This is a genomic window from Sphingomonas sp. 4RDLI-65 (genome assembly GCF_049472435.1).
Lineage (GTDB): Bacteria > Pseudomonadota > Alphaproteobacteria > Sphingomonadales > Sphingomonadaceae > Sphingomonas.
Genome location: NZ_JBCEBT010000001.1, coordinates 678869 through 701030, shown reverse-complemented (window position 1 = coordinate 701030; position 22162 = coordinate 678869). Strand labels below are relative to the sequence as shown.

At 65.7% G+C, this 22162-nt stretch carries 15 protein-coding genes; 5 read left to right on the top strand and 10 right to left on the bottom strand.

Translation table 11 applies throughout. From position 1 onward, the window contains the following. The first annotated feature begins 52 nt into the window (after nt 1-52). Nucleotides 53-3043 carry a TonB-dependent receptor domain-containing protein gene (locus VH567_RS02930; protein ID WP_423323024.1) on the top strand — a complete coding sequence of 997 codons (2991 nt, stop codon included), beginning with the start codon at nt 53-55 and terminating at the stop codon, nt 3041-3043. 493 nt (nt 3044-3536) lie between these two features. Continuing rightward, on the top strand, nt 3537-4745 hold the full coding sequence (locus VH567_RS02925) for an aspartyl/asparaginyl beta-hydroxylase domain-containing protein (protein ID WP_423323022.1): 1209 nt from the start codon (nt 3537-3539) through the stop codon (nt 4743-4745). Nucleotides 4746-4748: 3 nt separating this feature from the next. Here the strand turns inward: VH567_RS02925 and VH567_RS02920 are convergent, their stop codons facing one another. After that, the gene (locus tag VH567_RS02920; RefSeq protein ID WP_423323021.1) at nt 4749-6224 is read right to left on the bottom strand and encodes a sulfotransferase; all 1476 of its coding nucleotides are present in this window, start codon (nt 6222-6224) and stop codon (nt 4749-4751) included. 265 nt (nt 6225-6489) lie between these two features. On the opposite strand from VH567_RS02920, the gene VH567_RS02915 reads away from it, so the two are divergent. From VH567_RS02915 to VH567_RS02905, 3 genes are all read left to right on the top strand, one after another. Next, nucleotides 6490-8001, top strand: coding sequence for an ATPase domain-containing protein (locus VH567_RS02915; RefSeq protein WP_423323019.1), 1512 nt, complete (start codon nt 6490-6492; stop codon nt 7999-8001). Between the two features lie 52 nt (nt 8002-8053). Next, entirely contained in the window at nt 8054-10453 is a 2400-nt protein-coding gene (locus VH567_RS02910; RefSeq protein ID WP_423323017.1) for an ATP-binding protein, read from the top strand. A gap of 90 nt (nt 10454-10543) precedes the next feature. Next, nucleotides 10544-11059: a ferritin-like domain-containing protein gene (locus VH567_RS02905; protein WP_423323015.1), complete on the top strand. Its 516-nt coding sequence runs from the start codon at nt 10544-10546 to the stop codon at nt 11057-11059. Nucleotides 11060-11108: 49 nt separating this feature from the next. On the opposite strand, the gene lysA is transcribed toward VH567_RS02905, so the two are convergent. The 9 genes from lysA to VH567_RS02860 all read right to left on the bottom strand — a co-directional run bounded on the left by lysA (nt 11109) and on the right by VH567_RS02860 (nt 22121). After that, on the bottom strand, nt 11109-12389 hold the full coding sequence (lysA, locus tag VH567_RS02900) for a diaminopimelate decarboxylase (protein WP_423323698.1): 1281 nt from the start codon (nt 12387-12389) through the stop codon (nt 11109-11111). Between the two features lie 92 nt (nt 12390-12481). Next, a complete protein-coding gene (locus VH567_RS02895) occupies nt 12482-12778 on the bottom strand; it encodes a hypothetical protein (protein WP_423323013.1) in 297 nt (98 codons plus the stop codon). Next, nucleotides 12775-13215 (bottom strand): SAM-dependent methyltransferase, encoded by a 441-nt coding sequence (locus VH567_RS02890; RefSeq protein ID WP_423323011.1) that lies wholly within the window; start codon nt 13213-13215, stop codon nt 12775-12777. The genes VH567_RS02895 and VH567_RS02890 overlap by 4 nt, the downstream gene beginning before the upstream one ends. Before the next feature lie 118 nt (nt 13216-13333). Continuing rightward, on the bottom strand, nt 13334-13600 hold the full coding sequence (locus tag VH567_RS02885; protein WP_423323009.1) for a hypothetical protein: 267 nt from the start codon (nt 13598-13600) through the stop codon (nt 13334-13336). A gap of 211 nt (nt 13601-13811) precedes the next feature. Beyond that, on the bottom strand, nt 13812-15437 hold the full coding sequence (locus VH567_RS02880) for a TPM domain-containing protein (protein ID WP_423323007.1): 1626 nt from the start codon (nt 15435-15437) through the stop codon (nt 13812-13814). Between the two features lie 48 nt (nt 15438-15485). Beyond that, nucleotides 15486-16328: a DUF3667 domain-containing protein gene (locus tag VH567_RS02875; RefSeq protein WP_423323005.1), complete on the bottom strand. Its 843-nt coding sequence runs from the start codon at nt 16326-16328 to the stop codon at nt 15486-15488. A 192-nt stretch (nt 16329-16520) separates the two neighbouring features. Further along, a complete protein-coding gene (locus tag VH567_RS02870; protein WP_423323003.1) occupies nt 16521-18155 on the bottom strand; it encodes an amidohydrolase in 1635 nt (544 codons plus the stop codon). Between the two features lie 41 nt (nt 18156-18196). Further along, nucleotides 18197-21367, bottom strand: coding sequence for a TonB-dependent receptor plug domain-containing protein (locus VH567_RS02865; protein ID WP_423323001.1), 3171 nt, complete (start codon nt 21365-21367; stop codon nt 18197-18199). A 259-nt stretch (nt 21368-21626) separates the two neighbouring features. Further along, nucleotides 21627-22121, bottom strand: a complete 495-nt coding sequence (locus VH567_RS02860) for an Lrp/AsnC family transcriptional regulator (RefSeq protein WP_423322999.1) — start codon at nt 22119-22121, stop codon at nt 21627-21629. Nucleotides 22122-22162: the final 41 nt, after the last annotated feature.

Sequence of the window (22162 nt, the reverse complement as noted above, 5' to 3'; positions counted from 1 at the left end):
GCCCGGCCAGGGTCGCCGATCCCATAGGGACGGCACAAAAAGGGCACCATACATGACGCTACGCTTCCGCTCCCACCTGCTGAACTCGACGTTGATCGTCGGTGTCGCGATGGCCGCTACGCCCGCGCTCGCGCAAGTCACGCCTGCCACGCAGGAAACCCAGCAGACCGCGATCAACGCCAATACGCCCGCGCCGGCCGAAGAAGGCCAGGACATCGTCGTCACGGGTACGCTGATCAGCAATCCCAACCTCGTGTCGTCGAGCCCGGTCAACGTGGTCTCCGAGAACGAGCTGACGCTGCGCAACATCAACAATGTCGAGCAGGTCATCCGCGAGCTTCCGGGTGCGGTCGCCGGCATCGGTGCCGCCACCAACAACGGCAATGGCGGTTTCGCCACGATCAACCTGCGCAACCTCGGTTCGCAGCGTAACCTGGTCCTCCTCGATGGCGACCGGCTCGTGCCGGCTGCTGCGAGCGGCACGGTCGATCTCAACAACATCCCGGTCGCGCTGCTCCAGCGCGTCGACATCCTGACCGGTGGCGCGTCGACCACCTATGGTGCCGATGCCGTCTCGGGCGTCGCCAACTTCATCACCAAGAAGAACTTCGCGGGCATGGAGGCTTCGGCCAGCCAGCAGATCAGCGAGCAGGGTGACTCGAACTACTTCCGCGCGGATCTGACCGTCGGTGCGAACTTCGACGACGGTCGCGGTAACGCCGTGCTGAGCCTCGGCTACCAGGAAGCCGATCCTTTGTATCAGGGCGCACGCGACGTCTCGGTGTTCGGCATCAACTCGGCCACCGGCGTTGCCGCGGGTTCGTCGTTCACCTCGGTGCCGACGACGATCTCGTTCCCGACTGCCGATCTGCAGATCAATCCGGGCGGCACCGCGCTGGTCCCGCAGTACCAGGGGTTCAACTTCAACCCGTACAACATCTTCCAGACGCCGTTTAAGCGCTACAACATCTTCGCGCAGGCGAACTACGAGGTTAACGACAACCTCGAGGTGTACACGCGCGGCCTGTTCTCGAAGAACTCGGTCAGCACGATCATCGCACCGTCGGGCATCTTCGGCGAAGCGCTGACCATCCCGGGCAACAACCCGTATCTGACCGCGGGCATCCGCGATCAGCTCTGCACCAACAACGGCATCGCGCTCGGCGCGGCGTGCAACACCAACGCCGCGATCCCGCTGCCTGCGGTCTATCGTCGTTCGGTCGAGCTCGGGCCGCGCGTGTCGGAATACACGACGACCATCTTCGATTATAAGGCTGGCCTGCGGCTTCGCTTCTCCGATCATGCCAAGCTCGACGTGTCGGGTGCGTATGGCGAGAGCGATCTGAACCAGACCCAGTCGGGCTACGTCCTGCGGTCGCGCGTCCAGCAGGCGCTGAACGCGACCAACACGACGACCTGCAACGTCACCACCAATGGCTGCGTACCGTTGAACCTGTTCGGTCAGGCCGGTTCGATCACGTCCGCCCAGGCTGCGTTCCTGAACGGTCAGAGCACGATCCAGATCAAGACGGCATTGTCGCAGGCGAAGGCCGTCCTGAACGGCGACTTCGGCACGACCTCGCCGTTCGCCAACGAGCCGATCGCGTTCGCTGGTGGTGCCGAGTACCGCAAGTACAGCTACAACCGGATCCCCGATGCCTATGCGCTGTCGCCGGGCGAACTGGGTGGTGCCGGTGGTGCGGTCCTGCCGTTCTCGGGCAGCTATGACGTTCGCGAACTGTTCGGCGAAATCATCGCGCCGCTGGTTGCCGATCGTCCGTTCTTCCACTCGCTGACGCTCGAAGCCGGCGTCCGCTACTCGGACTACAAGGTCCAGGCTGCGAACAACCCGAGCTTCAACGCCACGACCTACAAGTTCGGCGGCAGCTTCGAGCCGGTCCAGGAGATCAAGTTCCGCGGCAACTACCAGCGCGCGGTGCGTGCGCCGAACATCGAGGAGCTGTTCTCGCCCGTCTCGACCGGCCTCGACAACCTGGCGCCGGGTCTCGACCCTTGCGTCGGCGCACGTCCGGTCGGCAACGCCAACCTGCGAGCAGCGTGCATCGGCCAGGGCGCGGCTGCCAGCTCGATCGGCCTGATCCAGGAGCCTTCGTCGGGCCAGGTCAACGTCACCGGTGGTGGCAACCCGAACATCCTGCCGGAAAAGGCCGACACCTACACGTTCGGTGTCGTCATCCAGCCGCGTGGTCTGGTTCCGGGCCTGAGCGTCGGGGTCGACTACTTCAACATCAAGGTGAAGAACGCGATCACCTCGGCGGTGCCGAGCGACATCCTGGGCGAGTGCTTCGGGACCAATGCGGCGGCGATCACGGCGGCACAGGCTGCGTCGGCAGCATGTACCTCGATCCGTCGTGGTGCCAACGGTCGTCTCAGCGGTTCCAGCGCAACGATCCCCGGCCTGCCGCAGCCGCTCACCAACCGTGGGCGCCTGTCGACGGACGGCATCGATCTCACCGCGAACTACGCGCATGAGTTCGGCGACTTCGGCTTCAACATCGGCTTCCAGGGTACCTGGACCGCGCATCGCAAGTTCCAGGCGTCGTCGACTGGCTACAACCGCGATTGCGTCGGTTATTTCAGCACCAACTGCGCGTCGATCCAGCCCGAGTATCAGTGGAACCAGCGTACCAGCCTGTCGTTCGGGCCTGGCACGGTGTCGTTGCTCTGGCGCCACATCGGTGGGGTCCAGTATGAGGGCCAGGCGAATGATTTCGCCGCACGTGGCTTCTCGGCAACGTCGCGCAACCTGTTCAACGGTACGGTCACCGGACCATCGCCGCTCGCAGGCCAGTCGTTCAACTTCAACAAGATCAAGGCCTACAACTACCTCGATCTGTCGGTGCAGTTCGAAGTGAACGACAACTTCACGATGACCACGGGCGTCCGCAACCTCACCGGCAAGGAAGCGCCGCTGGTCGGTTCGTCGGCGGGTTCGACGGCCTACAATGGTGGCAACACCTACCCGGCAACCTACGACACGATCGGTCGTCTGTTCTCGGTCTCGGGCAAGCTCCGCTTCTAAGCGCCGCTTGATCCGAACGACGGAAAGGGGGTGGCCTGACGGCCGCCCCCTTTTTCGTTGCGGCCACGCCGACCCTGCCGCTTGGCCGTGGCCACCTGAGGCATGCGATCTCGCGATCTCACGGCGTCATGGTCTCGTAGTTCTAGATGCACGCCGCCTGTCCCGTTCCACCGCGAATGCGGGGGTCCAGGAGTTAAGTACGCCGTTGCCGATGACCTAAGACTCTCGCTTCCGTGGGAGAAACATAAGGGCGCGTTCAAAGGGGATAGCGCACCGCGAGTGAGCGGCCTCACCTCGCCATCATTCCGATCACCGTGAGCATGCCAGACGCATCGAAAACGGCCCGACCTCCGTTCGACTGCGAGCGGATCGCCCGCTTCCCGCCGCACCAGCCGCGTCATGCACGACGCCCGCTTGCACCGCCCCGAGCTTGGCGATAGCCCAGGCCATGGCTTCCTTATCCCCCCGTGCACAATCCCTGGTCGGAGCGGCTATGACCGCGCGGCAGCAGGGGCAGGTCGCCGACGAACGCCGCCTGCTCGACGAAGCGCTCCAGGCCGCGCCGGATCATCCGCAAGTCCTCAACGCCCGCGGCATGCGGGCGCTCGCGGACGAGGATCTCGATCTCGCCTTGCGCTGTTTCGCCGGCGCCGCGGCAGGCGATCCCGGCCAGCCCGTGCTGTGGATCAACCAGGCGACCGTCCACCGCGCGCGCGGTGCCGACGACGCCGAGCATGACAGCCTCGCGCGGGCGCTGTCGATCGACCGGCTCAATTTTACCGCGCACCTGCGCATGACCGAGCTCCACCAGCGGCGGGGCGATACGATCGCCGCCGCGACCGGCTGGTCGGGGGTCGTCCAGATGGCCGCCGCGATGCCCGATCGCCCGCCCGCGATCGAGGACGCGCTGCGCCGCGGCCGCGCGTTCCTTGCCGACCACACCGCGGCGCTGGGCCGCGAGATCGATACCGCGCTGTCGGGCACCGCATCGCGGCGGATGGCGGCGTGCGTCGATCATATGCTGGGCCGGCGGGCGATCTACACGAACCAGTGCACCGGGCTGCATTTCCCGTTCCTGCCCGCCGACGAGTTCTTCGACCCCGCGCTGTTCCCGTGGTTCGCCGATCTCGAGGCGCGCGTGCCGGCGATCCGCGCCGAGGCACTCGCGCTCGTCACGGAGGGCATTCCCGCGATCCGCCCCTATGTCCGTCTCGACAGCGGCACGCCGCATAACCGCTGGTCGGCGCTCGACGACAATCTCGACTGGAGCGCATGCTTCCTCTGGGAATATGGCGTCCGCAACGACGAGGTCTGTGCGCGCTGCCCCGAGACCGCCTCCGCGCTCGCCTCGGTGCCGCAGACCGATATCCCCGGCAAGGCACCGACCGCGTTCTTCTCGATCCTGCGCCCGCACGCACATATTCCGGCGCACACCGGCGTCACCAACACGCGGACGATCATCCACCTGCCGCTGGTCGTGCCAGACAAATGCCGCTTCCGCGTCGGCGGCGAGACGCGCGCCTGGCGGGAGGGCGAGGCGTTCGGGTTCGACGACACGATCGAGCACGAGGCGTGGAACGACAGCGATCAGCCGCGTATCGTCCTGATCTTCGACGTGTGGAATCCGCATCTTACCGGTGACGAGCAGGCGATGCTGAAAGAGGTGTTCCGCATCACCGGCCAGGGTTCGGTCGCCCCCTGACGCTCAGAGGTCCGCGCCGAACGCGCCCAGTTCGGCCCTGACCGCCGCGAGCTGTTCGGCATAATTGCGCCAGCGACCCGATGATCGCTGGTGCAAGGGCTGGCGGACCTGCCAGACGCTGGCGGTGCGGACCAGCCCGCGGCCCTTGCCATGCGCCAGCACGTCGTCCTCCCAGTCGAGCCCGCAGAATGCGAGCAGCGCGGCGATCGTCGGCGCCGGATTTCGCACGACGGCGTCATAGGCCACGTCGTGGATGTCGTCCGGATACAGCGCCCGCCAATGCGCCATCAGTCGCCGATACTGACCGTACCAGTGCGCGATATCGCCGAGCCGGTGGCCATAGGTGATGCTGTCGTCGAAATAGAGGAAGAAGATCGACAGGATATTGTCGAGCGGCGCGCGCGTCGTGTGGACGATGCGGGCATGCGGGAACAGGCGCTTGATCAGCCCGATGTGCAGGAAATTGTCGGGCCGCTTGTCGGTCAGCAGGTCTGCGTCCGGATACAGTGCGTTGGCTTCGGCGAGATACTGCGCGCGCAGGCTGTCGATCAGCGCTTGCGGCGCGTCGGCGAGTATCTCGGGATAGGATGGCAGCGCGCCGGCCAACGCCGGTATGGTCTCGAGCTCGCCGCCCGCGGTAACCCGGCTGTGGCGCGACAGGATCTGTTCGACCAGCGTCGATCCCGATCGGAACATGCCGCACACGAACACCGGCGCGCGCGCGTCGTTGTGCGGGTTGGACGGCAGCGGGGCGGATGGCAGCGGGGCGGGGGGGAGGGCGATCAACCGGTCGATCAGCCGCTCGTGCGCGGCACGGTCGTAGCGGAGCGCAGGATGAGCGGCGGCTTGTGCGGCGCGATTGGCGGCCTCGTACGCGGCGAATGCCTCTGCGTACGCGCCCTCCGCATCGAGTGCCGATCCGAGTGCGAAACCGATCTCGGCGATGGCATCCGCGGGCATCCTCGGGGTCGCGAGCGCGGTGCGCAACCGCGCCGGAACCGGTTTGGAACGGCCTGCGAACACATCGATCGCCGCCATCCGGGCGAGCGCACGACCGTTCCTCGGCGCGATCGCCAATGCATCGGCATACACCGCGTACGCCGCCGCCGCATCGCCGCGATCCTCCAGCAGATTGCCGAGATTGAGGTGCGCAGCAAGGAAGCCCGGCGCGATCGCGATCGCCCGGCGCAGGTCGCGCTCGGCCTCGTCACCGCGGTCCAGGAAGTCGGAGAGGATCACCGCACGGTTGAGATGGACCTCTTCGGGGCGATCGATCCCCCGTTCGAGCGCGGTCGCATACGCCGCCACCGCCTCGTCGAACCGGCGTGCACACCGCAGCAGATAGCCGAAGTTGAACCAGTGCGTCGCGCTGTCCGGCTCGACCGCGAGCAACGCGCGATACGCAGCGATGCCGTCGTCGATCCGTCCTTCGCGGAGGGCCAGGCTCGCGTGTCGGGCGAGCGCGGAGGGCGCGTTCATCGCAGGACGCATCCGGACGGAGCGGCCAATTCGGCTGGGTCCGCGACCGCGACGTGGGGTGGAAACGAAAATGCTGGCGGGATCGGCATAGGGTCTTCTGCTCGCTGGACACCGAAAAGTGAAGACGCAGACCTTGCCGCAGGTGAGTAACGGCAAAGTTCAGTGCGCGACTACCGGTCCGCGAACCGCTGTGCGTCAGAGCCACGATTCAGGTTGCCGGCGCGCGGGATGTTTGGCAGGGCGCGTTGAAATCATGGAGAGAATTATGAGCCAGTCTGACGACCGCACCCGCGGTGGAGGGGCTGTATCGACCGGCTCGCCGGCGCTCGATGACATTCTCCAGGGCGGCTACGCGTTCAACCGCGTCCATCTGCTAGAAGGCGAACCCGGCTCGGGCAAGACCACGCTGGGGCTCCAGTTCCTGCTCGACGGCGTCGCGAAGGGCGAGCGCGCGCTCTACATCACGCTGTCGGAGAGCCGCGACGAGCTGCTCCAGGTCTGCGACACGCATGGCTGGGACGTGAGCGCGATCGAGATCTTCGAACTGGTGCCGCCCGAGCTCAGCCTCGATCCCGACCGCGAACAGTCGATCGTCTACACCTCCGATCTCGAACTCGGCGAGACCGTGCAGATGGTGATGGCCGAGATCGACCGCGTCGCACCCGACCGGGTGGTGTTCGACAGCCTGTCCGAGATCCGCCTGCTGGCCCAGGGGCCGCTCCGCTTCCGCCGCCAGGTGATGGCGATGAAGCATTATTTCGCGCAGCGGAACTGCACCGTCCTGTTCCTCGACGATCTTACCCAGACGACCGACGATCTGAGCCTGCACAGCCTGGCGCATGGTGTCGTCCGGCTCGACCAGGTGGCCAAGCCATACGGCGCCGAACGCCGCCGGCTGCGCGTCTACAAGATGCGCGCGCGCGCGTTTCGCGGCGGGTTCCACGATTTCGTGATCCGGACCGGCGGCCTTCAGATCTTTCCGCGGCTGGTGGCCGCGGCGCACCCGGACGAGGGTTTCGTCGATCACCAGGCGCTCAGCGGCGTACCCGAACTGGATGCGCTGGTCGGCGGCGGGATCGACTACGGGACATCGACGCTGGTGATCGGGCCGTCGGGCGCGGGCAAGACCACGCTGACGATGCAATATGTCTATGCCGGGCTGGAACGCGGCGAGCAGGTGCTGTTCGTCAGCTTCGACGAGACATCGCGCGTTTTCCTGCGCCGCGCCGCGGGACTGAACCTCGACGTCGGGCAATACGAGAAGTCGGAACAGTTCACGTTTCGCCAGGTCGATCCTGCCGAACTGTCGCCGGGCGAGCTTACCGGGATCATCCGCGATCATGTCGAGCAGGGTGCGACGATGGTCGTGCTCGATTCGCTGACCGGCTATCAGCACGCGATGCCCGAGGAGCAGTATATGCTGCTCCAGATGCACGAGATCATCACCTACCTGAACCAGCAGGGCGTGTTGACGTTCCTGATCCTGACCCAGGCGGGCATGGTCGGCGCGATGCAGTCGCCGGTCGATCTCACCTATCTGTCGGACAGCGTCATCATGCTGCGGTTCTTCGAGGCCGATGGCGAAATCCGCCGGGCGATATCGGTCGTCAAGCGGCGTACCGGGGGGCACGAAACGACGATCCGCGAACTGCGGATCGACAGCGGCGGTATTCGGATCGGTCCGAAACTTGCCGGCTTCCGGGGCGTTCTGACCGGTACACCCACCTATCTCGGCGAGGATCATCTGTTGCGAAGTCGTATTGCCGAAACGGATTGACGAGCCAGCCGCGCCGCGCGCGATGACCGTTTCGCCGGCGACGGCCACATCAATGCTGACCGACGCGCCGTTCCTGATCGTCGCACCGGCGGGGCGCGATGCGACCGTCATCGCGCAGCTGCTCGGATCCGCATCGCTGGCGCACGATGCCGACATCGATGGCGATCGCCTGATCACGGCGATCGCGGAGGGCGATGCCGCGGGTGCGATCATCACCGACGAGGTGCTTGCCAGCCTGAACGCGGATCGGCTGCGCGATGCACTGGAGCGGCAGCCGCCCTGGTCGGATTTCCCGATCATCCTGCTGGTCCGTCGCGGCGAGACCCGGCAGGGATCGCGTGGGTATGACGACCTGCTCAACGTCACGATCCTGGAGCGGCCGCTGCATCCGGCGTCGCTGATCAGTGCGGCCCGGGCAGCATTGCGTGCGCGCCTCCGCCAGCGGCTGGCCGCGCAGCATCTTGCCGATCGCGAGCGGGCGCAGGCCGAACTGCGCGATCTGGCCGACACGCTGGAGGCGCGCGTCGAACAGCGGACGCACGATCTTGCCGAGCGCACCGCGGAGCGCGATCGCACCTGGAACAACGCGCAGGATCTGCTCGTGGTCATCGACCGGGACGGATGCTTCGAGGCGGTCAATCCCGCCTGGACGCGCCTGCTCGGCTGGGAATTGTCCGAGGCGATCGGCCGGAGCCATCTCCACTTCAACCATCCCGACGACCGCGCGGCGACCGAGGCCGCGTTGGCGATCGCGTGGCGGGAGCCGGTGTTCGGCTATACCAATCGCCTGGCGATCAAGGGCGGCGGTTATCGCACGATCTCGTGGGTCGCCAACAGTGCCGGCGACAACGTCTATGCCAGCGGCCGCGACGTGACCGCGGAGCGCGAAGTGTCCGAGGCGCTGCTGGCGGCGGAGCTGCGGATCAAGGCGGTGTTCGACACGACCATGCTCTTCCAGGGGTTCATGGACGCGGACGGCATCCTGCTCGATTCGAACGCGACCTCGCTCGCCGCGATCGAACTGCCGCTGGCCGATGTCGTCGGGCGCCCGTTCTGGGACACGCCGTGGTTCACCGGCACGCCCGGCATGCCCGACCGGATCAGGGACGCCGTGCACCTGACGCGCGCCGGGACGCTGTTCGAGCGGGAAGTCGTCCTGCATCTGCCGACCGGGGTGCGATCGTTCGACCTGTCGATGCGTCCGGTCGTCGATGCGTCCGGCAAGGTCATTGGCATCGTCCCCGAGGGCGCCGAGACGACCCAGCGACGCCAGGCCGAGGAATCGCTTCGCCAGGCGCAGAAGATGGAGGCCGTCGGCCAGCTGACGGGCGGGATCGCGCATGATTTCAACAATCTGCTGGCCGGGATGATGGGCAATCTCGAACTGCTCCAGTTGCGGATCGGCCAGGGCCGACTCGACAGCGTCGACCGGTTCGTCACCGCGGCGCAGGCGGCGGGACAGCGTGCCGCGGCGTTGACGCAGCGCCTGCTGGCATTTTCGCGGCGGCAGACGCTGGATCCCAAGCCCACCGATATCAACCAGCTCGTAGCCGGCATGGAGGATTTGTTGCGGCGTTCGGTCGGGCCGGCGGTGAGCATCGAGATCGCCCCGACCCGCGACGCCTCGACGTCGCTGATCGATTCCGGCCAGCTCGAGAACGCGTTGCTCAACCTGTGCATCAACGGCCGCGATGCGATGCCGGAGGGCGGCGTGCTGACGATCGAGACGGCCGCGGCCCGGATCGACGGCGACGGCGCACGGCGGCACGACATGGCACCCGGCGACTATGTCGTGCTCGCCGTCACCGACACCGGCACCGGCATGCCGCCGGAGGTCATAGCCCGCGCCTTCGACCCGTTCTACACGACCAAGCCGCTCGGGCAGGGCACCGGGCTCGGCCTGTCGATGATCTACGGGTTCGCCCGGCAGTCGGGGGGACAGGTCCGGGTCCGCTCGAAGGTCGGTACGGGCAGCACGATCTCGATCTACCTGCCGCGCCATCATGGTGCGGCGACCGAGAAGGCCGTGCCGACCGACGCCGTGGGGCTGCAGGGCAACGGGACGGGCAGGACCGTCCTCGTCGTCGACGACGAGCCGGCGATCCGCGAACTGATCGACGAGGTGCTCGACGAGCTCGGCTACACCGTCCTGTCGGCGATCGACGGCGCGTCCGGGTTGAAGGTGCTCGAGGCGGGCACGCATGTCGACCTGCTGGTGACCGATGTCGGCCTGCCCGGCGGCATGAACGGCCGCCAGGTGGCGGATGCCGCGCGGGTCCTGCGGCCTGGACTGAAGGTGCTGTTCATCACCGGCTATGTCGAGAATGCGGCGGTCGGCAACGGTCAACTCGAACCCGGCATGGAAGTGCTCACCAAGCCGTTCTCGCTCGACACGCTCACCACGCGCATCCGCGATCTGACTGGCGGCGTGGCGCCGCACGCACTGGCATGATGGCGCTGCGGCCGGGTGAAACTTGCGCCGGGACCGCGCGTTGCCCCTTCGTCGGAGCATAACGCTCCTGGGCTGCGCAAGGAGACTATCATGGGCCTGTTTTCCAAGGATATCGTAACCTTCGAGGATCTGTTCCTGCATCAGTTGCAGGACGTCTATTACGCCGAGAACCAGATCACCAAGGCCTTGCCGAAGATGGCCGGCAAGGCGACCGCCCCGGCACTGAAACAGGGCTTCGAGACGCATCTGGAGGAAACCGAACGCCAGATCGCCCGCCTCGAGCGGATCTTCGACCTGCTCGGCGAAAAGGCGAAGGCGGTCACCTGTCCGGCGATCGACGGCATCATCAAGGAAGCCAACGAGGTCGCCGGCGAGATCGAGGACAAGGCGGTGCTCGATGCGGCGCTGATCGCGTCGGCGCAGGCGGTCGAGCACTACGAGATCACGCGCTACGGCACGCTGATCGCATGGGCGAACCAGCTTGGTCGCAGCGAGATCGCGGCAATCCTCAAGGAAACGCTCGACGAGGAATATGCGACCGACGACAAGCTGACCGCGATGGCCACCTCGAAGATCAATCCGAAAGCCGAGGCGGTCACCGCCTGAGCCTGATGCCGCGCGTTCGGCCCATCGTCATGGCACGACGGGCCGAACGTCATCCAACGGCCTGTAAGGTGCGTGCACGCCAGAACGGTAGATGCTGTGAAACGAGCATGGCCTCGGGGGTGATCCTGTCGGCGACGATGGCGAACCGGTCGCCGTCGACCAGGACCTCCGGCACCAGCGCGCGGCAATTATAGGTCGAGGCCATCGTCGCGCCGTACGCGCCGGCGGTCTGGAATACTGCGAGGTCGCCGCGTTCGACGGCATCGATCTCGCGGCCTTTCGCGAAGGTGTCGCCGGTTTCGCAGACCGGTCCGGCGATATTGGCGATCATGCGCCGCCCGCGCGGGTGCACGGCCGCAAAACCGTGGAAAGCATCATAGAGCGCGGGTCGTGCGAGGTCGTTCATCGCCGCATCGACGATGACATAGGGATGCGGTGCGCCGGGTTTCACCCACACGACCTCGGTCAACAACACCCCGGCATTGCCGACGATGAACCGGCCGGGCTCGAACATCAGCGTGACGTCCCAATCGCGGGTGACGCGCGCGACCATGGCGCCGTACGCGGCCGCCGTCGGGCAGGGATCGCCGGCACGGTAGGAGAGGCCCAACCCGCCGCCCAGATCGACATGCGTGATCGTGTGACCGGCACCGCGCAGCGCCGCGACGAACCTGCCGACCTTTTCGTAGGCGGCCTCGAGCGGATCGAGGTCGGCCAGCTGGCTGCCGATATGGATGGCGACGCCGCGAAGGTTCAGTCCCTCCAGCTTGGCGAGCCGTGCATATATCGCGCCGGCATCGTCGAGGTTTACGCCGAACTTGTTTTCCCGGCGACCCGTGGAGATCTTGGCATGGGTGCCCGCATCGACGTCGGGATTGATGCGCAGGACCGCGGAGGCGCGCAGGTTCCGTCCGGCAGCCAGTTTCGCCAGGACGATGCCTTCCTCTTCCAGCTCGATATTGAACTGGCCGATGCCGGCGTCGAGCGCTGCGGACAGCTCGCGATCCGTCTTGCCGACGCCGGAAAAGACGATCGCATCGGCGCGCATTCCTGCCGCGAGCGCGCGGGTCATCTCGCCGGCGGAGACGATGTCGGCGCCATACCCCTCCTCGGCCAGAAGCTGCAGGACCGCGATATTGGGATTTGCCTTTACCGCGAATGCGAGATGCTTGCGCGGGACGCACGAGAGGCCGGTCTTGAAGGCCCGGGCCGCGTCTCGCAGCGCCGAGGTCGAGTAGACATAGACGGGCGTCCCGACCGTGGCTGCGATGTCCGTCATCGACACGTTCTCGGCATGCATGACGCCGTCACGCGAATGGAAGGGAGGCATTGGGGTCCGATCACGATCAAGGATTTGCCGTAGTGGCGATTTCGCGGGCGCGACCGCGGGTGCGGCTCTGCAGCCACGGCCGCGCACCGAAGTCAGGATTCGATCGTCGTTCGATCCGGGCGGCTCGCGCGCCGCTGTCGCTGGGCGTGGATGATCGCCGCCAGGTTACGGTGAGGGCTTCGTTCCACCCGCCATGCCAGTGCGACGCGCTTGCCCTGGACGAGCAGCACGATCCCCAGGATCGCCAGGCCGAAGCTGAACAGGCCGGCCACGACGGTGCCCGCGCTCGAAGCGCCGCCATCGCCGAGCCGGTCGTCGAGGCCGATGACACAGGCAATGCCGAACAGCGTCAGGCCGCCGGCGCGCCACGTCACGTCGCGTAGCGTCATGCCGCGCGCTCGACGCGACTGCGGCGACCGGAGGCCGCGCGGGTATCGCCGATCGCAATGTCTGCTGCTGCGGCGACGGCGGCGAGGATCTCCTGCCGTTTCGTCCGCGCATCGTGCCACAGGACGATGTCGGCGGGGAAATCGGCTTCGTCGCGCAACGCCGACACGGGATCGCGTCTCTCGAACGTGACGCCGATCGCCGAATCGTGGAGTCGTGCCGCGCGCGAGCAGGCGCGCGCCACGAGCGCAGCGGCGCCGTCGACACCGCGCGCCTCGATCGCCGTGAAGCCCAGCGACCGCGCATAGCGGGCGGCGCACATCAGCGTTTCGCCAGCACCGCAGTCGCAGTCGACGATGCGGATGCTGCACCGACCGCGATCGCGAAGGTCCATGATCGCGTCGGCGATCGCGGGCCATCGGTCATCGCTGGTGGGCATGGCGGCGGTGTCCGATATCGCGGACACGGCGACAGGATGCGGACGCGCCGGGTCGGGGCGCATCGTGGATTTGGACGTGACCATCGTTGGTTCTCCCAGGACAGTGCCGAGCATGTCGTCAGGCGGCGCGATCGAGCGCGGTTTCCCAGGGCGCCACAGGGGCGAACGAGATCTGTGGGACGAGCGGGCTGCTCAGGACGGAAATCCCGGCGCCGGGGAATCCGTGACGCTCGGCGCGGGCAAAGGCCATCGCGGCTTCGAACGATATGAAGCGGCCCTCCAACAGGCCCCGGCTTTCCTGGACGAGCCAGTGACCGGCGGCGTCCTGGCCGACATTCAAGGTCGATATGCTAGAGTCAGGCTCCGGATCGGCGATCAACGGCACGGTGATTACTCCTTACGACGGGTATCCAATGCATGAAGACGCGCGGGACACTGCTCTGCTCGAGGTCGATCGCAGATCAGCTGGCCGTTTCATGCAGGGCGATAATTACGCCGCGTCGCATAGCAATTCGATGTCGATGCCGGCCGGGGGCTATAGTGATTGCATAGCATTCCGGCCGGGGATCGAGGTTTCGAGCACGCAGGCTCTGCCGTCAGATGTCGTCGTAGCTGAACAGCCACATCGACGACGCCTGCTTGCTGGCCTTGTCGCCGGTGCTCTGCAGGCGACCGACGACGGTATAGCGGGCGCCGTTCTTCAGCGCGCCGGACGGCATGAGCGGCGCGAGCCGCGGTGCGACGTACAGGACGAGGTCATGGCCATCGTCGGTGGTCATGTTGACCGCGGTATAGCCGAGCTTCCCGCCTAGCAGCCGCGCATTGGCCTGCCCGAACCCGGTCGACGATGCGAGATTGGTGATGCGTCCCGACACCCGGACGAGATTGCCATTGGGCTGATCGGTGGCGGGATTGAAGGCTCGCTTCGTACGCTGCCGCTCGGCATCGATCGCATTGTAATGATCCAGCAACTGGCCGAGGCTTTGATAGTCGATCGTCCATTTGCTGCGTTCCGCCCAGAACAGCGTGCCGTTCAAGCTGCCGAGCAATGTGTCGGTCCAGCCAGCGCACCCGTCGGCATCCTCGCAGTTCGGCCATGCGGCATCGATCCACTGGAGCAATTGCTTATTGGGATCGGAGAACTCGGCTTCCTTCGCCAGGCCGGGGCCGAACGCGACGGCTGCCTGGTGTTGCCGGGGGGCGACGACGACGACCGCACCGTTGCCGACGTCGAGCTTGCCGACGCGCAGCTGGCGCATCATCGCCCAGGCGTAATCGTTGGCAGACAGCCCCTTCAAATTGTTGACGACCAGCACGCTGATCTCGACGCCGGCGGTCTTCGCCAAGCCGTATAGTCGCTGTTCCATCGTCTTCACGCGCGCCGGATCGAGCCGCCCGGTCTCGTCGACGACGAAGCGTCCGTATTTGAACGGGACCGATCCTGGCGTCGGCAACGTCCGGAAGGGGACGGACGCGTTGACGATCGGCGGCGTCGTGGCGGCGGGCAACGCCGGATCCTCGCGGGCTATCGTCGCACCCGTCACGCCGGGCGCACTGCCGGTGGATGCCGGAGGCGCGGTACCGCTACGGCAGTCGAGCCCGCCGGATTGTTTGCAGGACTCCTCCCAACCCTGCCGGATCGAGTCGGCGCGCTGGGTCTTCGCCGGATGGGTCGGCGAGCCGTGACTGCTGCCGACGGTCATGATCATGCGCTGCGCATCGGCGAGCGGCGCGCCCATCTTTTGCAGGACGTACCCGCTGAACTTGTCGGCCTCCAGTTCGATCTCGGGGCGGCTGCCGCCCGGAACGATCGTGTGTCCCGACAGATGATGCGCGATCTCGTGCGCCATGATGCTGATCGGCCCCCAGACGCTGCCGCCGACCTGCGCCTCGGCCGCCTGCATGAAGGCGGGGTTGAACGCGATGACCCGTCGCGGCACGCGCTTGTCGTCGAGCAGGATGACCGCGGCGGCGTTCGGCACCGGGCCGGACACGACCACGAAATTGGCGGGCAGGCCGGTGTAGCCCATGATGCGGGTGACCGCGCTGGCGCAGTCCTGCGGCGCGCCGCCGGTCAGTGCGGAGGCCTGCGCCTGGACCGGCTTTCCGTCATAGGAACAGGCTTGCAACGTCGAGGCGATCGCCTTGACGCGGGTGGCGCTGGATGCGGTCTTGCTGGTGTCGTCGGCCTTGCCGCACCCCCCTGCCAGAAGAGCTGCCATCGCAGCCGCCGATGCTCGATGCAGGGTCCGCACGTCGCCTTCTCCTCGTCAGTGGCTTACCAGCCACAGGATCGCCCATGCGTAGAACCGCAGTAACGTCCAGTTGATCGCGGAGAACATCATGCCGGCCAAAATCAGTCTTGGCCAGTCGCTGCGCCATGAAAGCCGGTAGAACTGCCGATACGCGACCATGACGACCAGCGTTTTCAGGGCCGGAATATAGAGTTGCGACGCGCTCTTGTGGGCCAGGATGAACGCCGGGTCGTGCCAGATCAGCGTCGGCAGCAGGTTGATGCTGATGAACGCGAGAACGACCGACTGGCAGTAGATCGCGAGGACCGTCACCTCGATCAGATTATAGCCGAGCCGGTGGCGGAACATCAGCCGTGCCGCGGCGACGATCGCCACGATGCCGAGCGAGAAGCTCCAGTTGGAATAGGCCAACACCTGACCGGCCATGCGCTTGACGACGGCATCGCGCTGCACGTCGGCGTAGACGTTGAAATACTGGCTGCCCGCCAGCAGCAGAACCAGGATGGCGACGGTCGCGACGAGCAGTTTCAGCGGGTGCATGTACGCGGCACGCCGGCCCAGCACATAGTCGCGGGCGACCGTGCCGGGCGCGACGACCAGCCGGCCGAGCGTGCGCACCGATTTCAGTTCGAACAGGCGGAGGCGATCCCAAGTCTCCGTGCGGATATCGCGGACCACGAACCGCCGTGCCGCCTTCTGTCCGCACGCACCGCAATACGCGCTGGTCATCGCCGTCCCGCAGTTCCGGCATGCCGGCCGCGCGAACCAGTCGTCCGATACCGCGCCCTCGGGCAGGGCAGGGCCCGGCGCCGAGCCTCCACCGAACACGGCGTCGAATCTGCTGCGAAGGTCCGGCATTTCCCCTCCCGTATTTATCGCAACCCGGGCTAGCACATGTTCGCGGAGCCTTGAAACCGCCGTTCCCTCGACGTGACGAACGGATAGTGGCGGCCCCGTCGTGGCCGCCACGTCATGTCCGGGCGAGGCTTTCGGTCATTCGGCACGGCGTTCAACCGAAAGGCCGCGCCCGAGATTCCGCCAACCCAAAGCCTAGTTGGTTTTGGCCGGCTCGGTTGCGATCGCTGGATATTTCATGCCCAGCTGGTCGAGATACGTGGGATATTTGGCCGGATCATAATAGAATTTCTTCATCGCCGGCCGCATCCGCTCCATGAGCTCCGTGTTGAGATGGATCGCCGGCGGATCGTTGGCGGTGACGACGGGGTCGTATTTCTGGTCCTTGAACTGCACGGTCTGCTGGAACGCCTTGGCCTCGGTCACCAATTGCGGGGTCGTCATGATGTCGAGCACGGTCATCGAGACCGCCTTGGCGCCCGCTACCGCGCCCTTGTGCGCGATCGGCGTGGCCATCGCGATCGCCGACAGCACGTTGTGGCCGATCATGCTGGGAATGTTGGAAGGGTAGCGCACGGTGATCGTCGGCACCGTCCACATGACATCGCCGATATCGTCCGATCCGCCACCCAGCGAACGCTCCCGATTGGCCGGGGTGGACAGGTCGCCGATGGTCGTCGGCAACGCCTTTACCGTGCGCTTGTTGGTTTCCTGTACCGCCTTGGCGAACGCCTGGTCGTCGCTGCTCCAGCTGGGCATGCCGACCGCCTTGATATTCGCAAAGGCGGCTTCGGCCAGTGGCTTGTTGCCGTAATTGGGGGCGGCATAGCCGAGCAGCTTGTGTTCGACGGTGGTGCCGGTCGCCTTGGCCGCGGCGTCGGCGATCTCGTTGCCGGTGGTATACAGATCGCGGACGCTGTCGAAATTCAGGTCGCGGAAATAATACCAGACGGTGGCGAGGTCGGGGACGATGTTAGGCTGTCCGCCGCCATTGGTGATGACGTAGTGCGATCGCTGCGTGACGGGCAGATGCTCGCGGCGCATGTTCCAGGCGACATCCATCACCTCGACCCCGTCGAGTGCGCTGCGTCCCTCCCAAGGCATGCCCGCGGCGTGCGCGGTCTTGCCGTGGAACGTGTATTCGGCGGACACGAGCGCGTTGTTGCCGCTGTTGCCCCAGCCGGTGCCGAAATCGCTGCTGACATGCGCGAAGATCGACATATCGACGCCCTTGAACAGACCGTCGCGGACGTACCAGGCCTTGGTCGCGAGCAGTTCCTCGGCAACGCCGGGCCACAGCATCATCCGGCCGGGGATCTTGTTCTTCACCATTACGTCCTTGGCGGCGATGGCGGCGGCGATCATCATCGGCATGCCCGAATTATGGCCTTCGCCGTGCCCCGGCGCGCCTGCGATCATCGGCTTGAGCGTCGGCGAACCAGGATATTGCGACAGGCCGAGCAGGCCATCGACGTCGCTGCCCAACGCGACCAGCGGCCCGCCCGTACCCCATGTCGCCGTCCAGGCAGTGGGAATGCCGGCGACGCCCCTGGTGATGGTGAAGCCCTCCTTCTTCAGGATGCCCGTCAGATAATCCATCGTCTGGAATTCCTGGAAGCCGGGCTCGGCGAAGCTGAACAGGGAATCGACCATCTGCTGGATCAGCTTGGCGTGCGCCTCGACATCGACGACCGCCTGTTTCTTCAGGGCATCGCGATCGATGCCTGGGGCGGACGCTTGAACCGGGGCAGGTTCGGCAGCGGCAGCGACGGGCGTGCTGCACAGGCCGGCGGCGAACAGCGCGGCAACGAGAGAGCGGGTATCGGCCATGTCGTATCTCCTGGGGTATTGGGGGTAGGCGCTGCGGGGGCTCAGAGGCCGATGCGTACGCCCATGCGGAACACGCGGCCGAGCACGTCGTAGAGTGCGCGGTTCGTCTGCGGATAGGCGGGGGTGTTGTTGCCGGTCGGCCCGTTGGCGACGAGCACCGGATCGCTGTTCAGGAGATTGCGGATCGACACGAAGACCTGCGCCTTCGCCCCGCCGGTCTCGAACGCATAGCTCGCGTTCATGTCGTAGAAGAACTGCCCCTTGATGCTGTTCGTGTTGACCGTGCGGTAATCGGCGGTCGAAAGCGGGCAGTCCGTGGTGCAGACGACGTAGTTGTTGTTGTAGACGCCGCCGCTGACCCCGCGCGCGATCCCCTGGATGCTGAACCCGGAGTCGAGATCGTAGCCGGCGGTGAAACGATACGTCCAGTCGGGCAGGCCACCGGTATTCTGCCCGGCGAGATCGGTCGTCGCCGTGACGCCGTTGTTGCTGGTCAGTTCGAACGCATAGCTGGCGAGCGCCCGCAGCGTCAGGTTGCCCGGGCCGATCGCGCGACGATAGCTGGATTCGATATCGATGCCGCGCGTCTTCAGGCTGACGAAGTTGATGGGCTTCACCTCGATGCTCGTGACGGGCAGGCCCAGCGTCGTGACGCCGCGACCACCGGTGGTCGAGATAAAGGAGCACGCGTCGGCGATATTCTGCTGATAGCATTGGTCGACGATCGTCTGCGCGAGGAGGGAGTCGATCGCCCCGTCCAGCTTGATGTCGTAATAATCGACCGAGGCGGCAAAGCCCGGCAGGAAGGTCGGCGTCACCACGACACCGCCACCATAGGTCTTGGCGATTTCAGGCCGCAGGTCGGCGTTGCCGACGGTCGATTCATTGAACTGGTTGGCGGCGATGCTGCCGTTCACCTGCGGCACGTTGACGGTGTTGGTGCGGCCGGTGCCGGGTGCGAACAGCTCGCTGAGATTGGGTGCGCGAATGTCGCGAGAGATCGTGCCGCGCAGCTTGATGTCGGGAATGACCTGCCATGTCAGGCCCGCCTTCCACGTCTCGACGGTGCCGGAGGTCGAATAGTCGGTGAAGCGGAACGCGCCGTTGAAATCCATGCCTTTGAAGATCGGGATCACCGTTTCGACATAGGCTTCCTTGACGGTGTACCGCCCCTTGGTCGGCAGGTAGTTGCCGTAGATCCAGGTGCCGGTCGTGACGCCATTGGCGACGAGCGGTTGATACAGCTGGTCGACCGATCCGGTGACCGATTCCTTGCGGGATTCCGCGCCGAACGCGACCGAGATCGGCCCCGCCCAGAGATCGACCAGGCTGTTGGTCGAGAAGTTGATCGCCGCGACTTCCTGCTTCAGCTCCTGTTTCCGAAGCGGCTGGCGACCGTTGTAGAGGACATAGGCGATCGCCTCGGGCGAGGCGCCGTTGGTGCCGAGCCGGTTGAGCGGTGCGCACGACGGGTCGTTGTTGTTGGGATTCGCATCGACGTTGATCCGACACACCACGCTTCCCGCCGCATAGCCGCCGGTATTGCCGGCCGCGGCGACCACCGCGTCGGTTGCCGCGGCCATGCGGGCGACGTTCCAGGCGTTGGTCAGCAGTTCGTTCGTCTTGGTCTTGCCCAGTTGGTAATAGCCACCCCATTTCCAGTCGCTCGCGCCGATCGAGAACGCACCGTCGGCGCCTGCGACATAGCGGAACACCTGGCGCTCGTTGTCGCTGCCCTGCGGCGGCAGGAAGATGTTGCTGGTGCCGATCTGGATCGAGGACAGGTTGTTCGCGACCATCGCCGCGCGGGTCGCATCGGGCAGGTAGGCGTTGTCGCGCTGGATCGTCACGCCGGTGGTCGGCGTCTGCTGATAATAGCTTTGGCCGCGATAATTGCTGTACGAGAACTGGCCGTACAGTTCGACGAGCGGCGAGACCTCGTAACTGAGGCGGCCAAAGACGCTGCTGCGTTTCTCCTCGGGCTGCAACGTCGCGCTGCTGCGATGGCCGGCGGTGGTGATGTCGGTGTCGCCGCCGACCATCCACTGGCCGCTGGTCGGGCCGAAGTTCAGCTGGTTCACCGTCGCCTTGCCGGTCGCCGGATCGACCGAGCCGAAATAGGTGCCGCGCAACGGCCCGGTGCTGACCAGGCCGCCGGGTGTGAACTGGCCCGTGCCGATGCCCGACGCGATCAGGAATTCGTTGACGCAGGGCGTGCCCAGCGACGCGGCATCGGTGCAGCGGGCTGCGGAATAGGCGGGATTGTTGGCGAGGAAGAAACCGCTGTCGTTCCAGTCGCGATCGATCGACTGGATGCCCTTTTGCGAGAAATGCTCGCCTGATACGATCAGGTGGCCGCGGCCTTCCGCGAACGCCTTGCCGCCGGTCGCCGTCACCTTGTGGTTCGGCGCGTCGCCATAGGTGGTGACGCCGTGCTCATACTCCATCTTGAAGCCGGTATAGTCGCGGTCGAGGATGAAGTTGATGACGCCCGACACCGCATCCGAGCCATAGGCGGACGAGGCACCGCCGGTGACGACCTCGACCCGTTCGATCAGCGCCTGCGGGAAGGTGTTGACGTCGACCTGGCCGGTCGTGGTCGAGGCGACAGAGCGCTGGCCGTCGAACAATACCAGCGTGCGGTTCGCGCCCAGGTTACGCAGGTTGACCGAGTTGATGCCGGCCGCGCCGTTGCTGAGCGAGCCGTTGCTGCTGGCCGACGTGCCGCTGCCGCGGACCGCGGGCAGGGTGTTGACGAAATCGGAGATGTTGGCGGGCGCTTCCGCCTTCAGTTCCTTGGCGGTGACGACGCTGACGGGGGTGGGGGCGCTGTAGCCGTTTCGCTCGATCCGCGATCCGGTGACGACGATCGCGTCGCCCTCTTCCGCCGGGGTATCGCCGGTGACGGGATCGACCGCCATTTCGGGCTTGCCGCCCGGCACGTTGGTCGTTTCCTGATCGGTGGGCGCGGACTTGGCCGGGCCGCGCTCGGTCTGGAAGGCAATGTCCTGCGGTCCGGTACGGGTCTGGTCGACTGGCGTTTGGGCCGCCGCGGCATGACTGGCGAAGCACAGTGCCAGGACGCCCACGCTCACCAGGCTGCGGCTTTTCAGGCGACAGGTCGATTGCGCCGTCAGGGGCGCCGTCAATTGCACGATCGGCTGGGCATGGATGACGGAAGCGCCGCCATCGGTGCCAGATAGAACAGTCATGGATAGCCCCTTCGAATAATCGGGTGCCGTCCAGATATCCCCCCGGATTATCGTTCTCGTTGGTTCCTGCCTGCTATCGTGTCGGCCGGGTATCCCGGTCCTGTTCCCCTGTGGAACCTATCAGATGACGCCTGCCGGTTCCTCGCAAACTCGAGATGAAATCGATGTCACATTTGCGGAATAGGTAGTCGTTTGCGCAATTATTGATGCTTTCCGTCATCGTGTCCGATGTTAAGTTGTGAAAACGCTAGCCGATACGTCATCGTTGATCGTCGACCACGGCGGGCGCGACCGACCGTTGCGCCACCTCGCGCATCAGGAAGCTGCTGCGGATCCGCGCGACATGCGGCAGCATCGACAGCTCCCGGCGATACACGCGGTCGTAATCCTCGAACGACCGGACGTGGACGATCATGATGAAATCCACCTCGCCCGATACGAAGCTGCAGAACGACATGGAGGGACAGCGGATCACGGCCGATTCGAATTCGTTGAGAACCTGCTCGGCCTGCGAACTCAGTTCGATCGACACCATGGCGGTGATGCTGAACCCCAGCTTCGCCATGTCGAGCTTGGCGGTGTAGCCGGAAACGACGCCGCTTTCCTCGAGGATTTTCCGTCGTCTAGCGGTCGCGGTACTGGACAGATGGATACGATCGCCCAGCGTTACATCGGACGCACGACCATCCCGGACCAGCTCGCGCAGGATGCGATAATCGGTAGGATCGACCGGATTGCTCTGATTTTCTTGCATCGTTTGCCCCGATAATTGCCGGATTGCGTCACCGACTGTCA

Coding starts and splice junctions, on each gene's coding strand:
- VH567_RS02890 (WP_423323011.1), bottom strand. CDS start 13,215: ATGCCCACCAGCGATGACCGATGGCCCGCGATCGCCGACGCGATCATG.
- VH567_RS02870 (WP_423323003.1), bottom strand. CDS start 18,155: ATGGCCGATACCCGCTCTCTCGTTGCCGCGCTGTTCGCCGCCGGCCTG.
- lysA (WP_423323698.1), bottom strand. CDS start 12,389: ATGCCTCCCTTCCATTCGCGTGACGGCGTCATGCATGCCGAGAACGTG.
- VH567_RS02930 (WP_423323024.1), top strand. CDS start 53: ATGACGCTACGCTTCCGCTCCCACCTGCTGAACTCGACGTTGATCGTC.
- VH567_RS02875 (WP_423323005.1), bottom strand. CDS start 16,328: ATGCCGGACCTTCGCAGCAGATTCGACGCCGTGTTCGGTGGAGGCTCG.
- VH567_RS02880 (WP_423323007.1), bottom strand. CDS start 15,437: ATGGCAGCTCTTCTGGCAGGGGGGTGCGGCAAGGCCGACGACACCAGC.
- VH567_RS02860 (WP_423322999.1), bottom strand. CDS start 22,121: ATGCAAGAAAATCAGAGCAATCCGGTCGATCCTACCGATTATCGCATC.
- VH567_RS02865 (WP_423323001.1), bottom strand. CDS start 21,367: ATGACTGTTCTATCTGGCACCGATGGCGGCGCTTCCGTCATCCATGCC.
- VH567_RS02915 (WP_423323019.1), top strand. CDS start 6,490: ATGAGCCAGTCTGACGACCGCACCCGCGGTGGAGGGGCTGTATCGACC.
- VH567_RS02895 (WP_423323013.1), bottom strand. CDS start 12,778: ATGACGCTACGCGACGTGACGTGGCGCGCCGGCGGCCTGACGCTGTTC.
- VH567_RS02910 (WP_423323017.1), top strand. CDS start 8,054: ATGCTGACCGACGCGCCGTTCCTGATCGTCGCACCGGCGGGGCGCGAT.
- VH567_RS02920 (WP_423323021.1), bottom strand. CDS start 6,224: ATGAACGCGCCCTCCGCGCTCGCCCGACACGCGAGCCTGGCCCTCCGC.
- VH567_RS02925 (WP_423323022.1), top strand. CDS start 3,537: ATGACCGCGCGGCAGCAGGGGCAGGTCGCCGACGAACGCCGCCTGCTC.
- VH567_RS02905 (WP_423323015.1), top strand. CDS start 10,544: ATGGGCCTGTTTTCCAAGGATATCGTAACCTTCGAGGATCTGTTCCTG.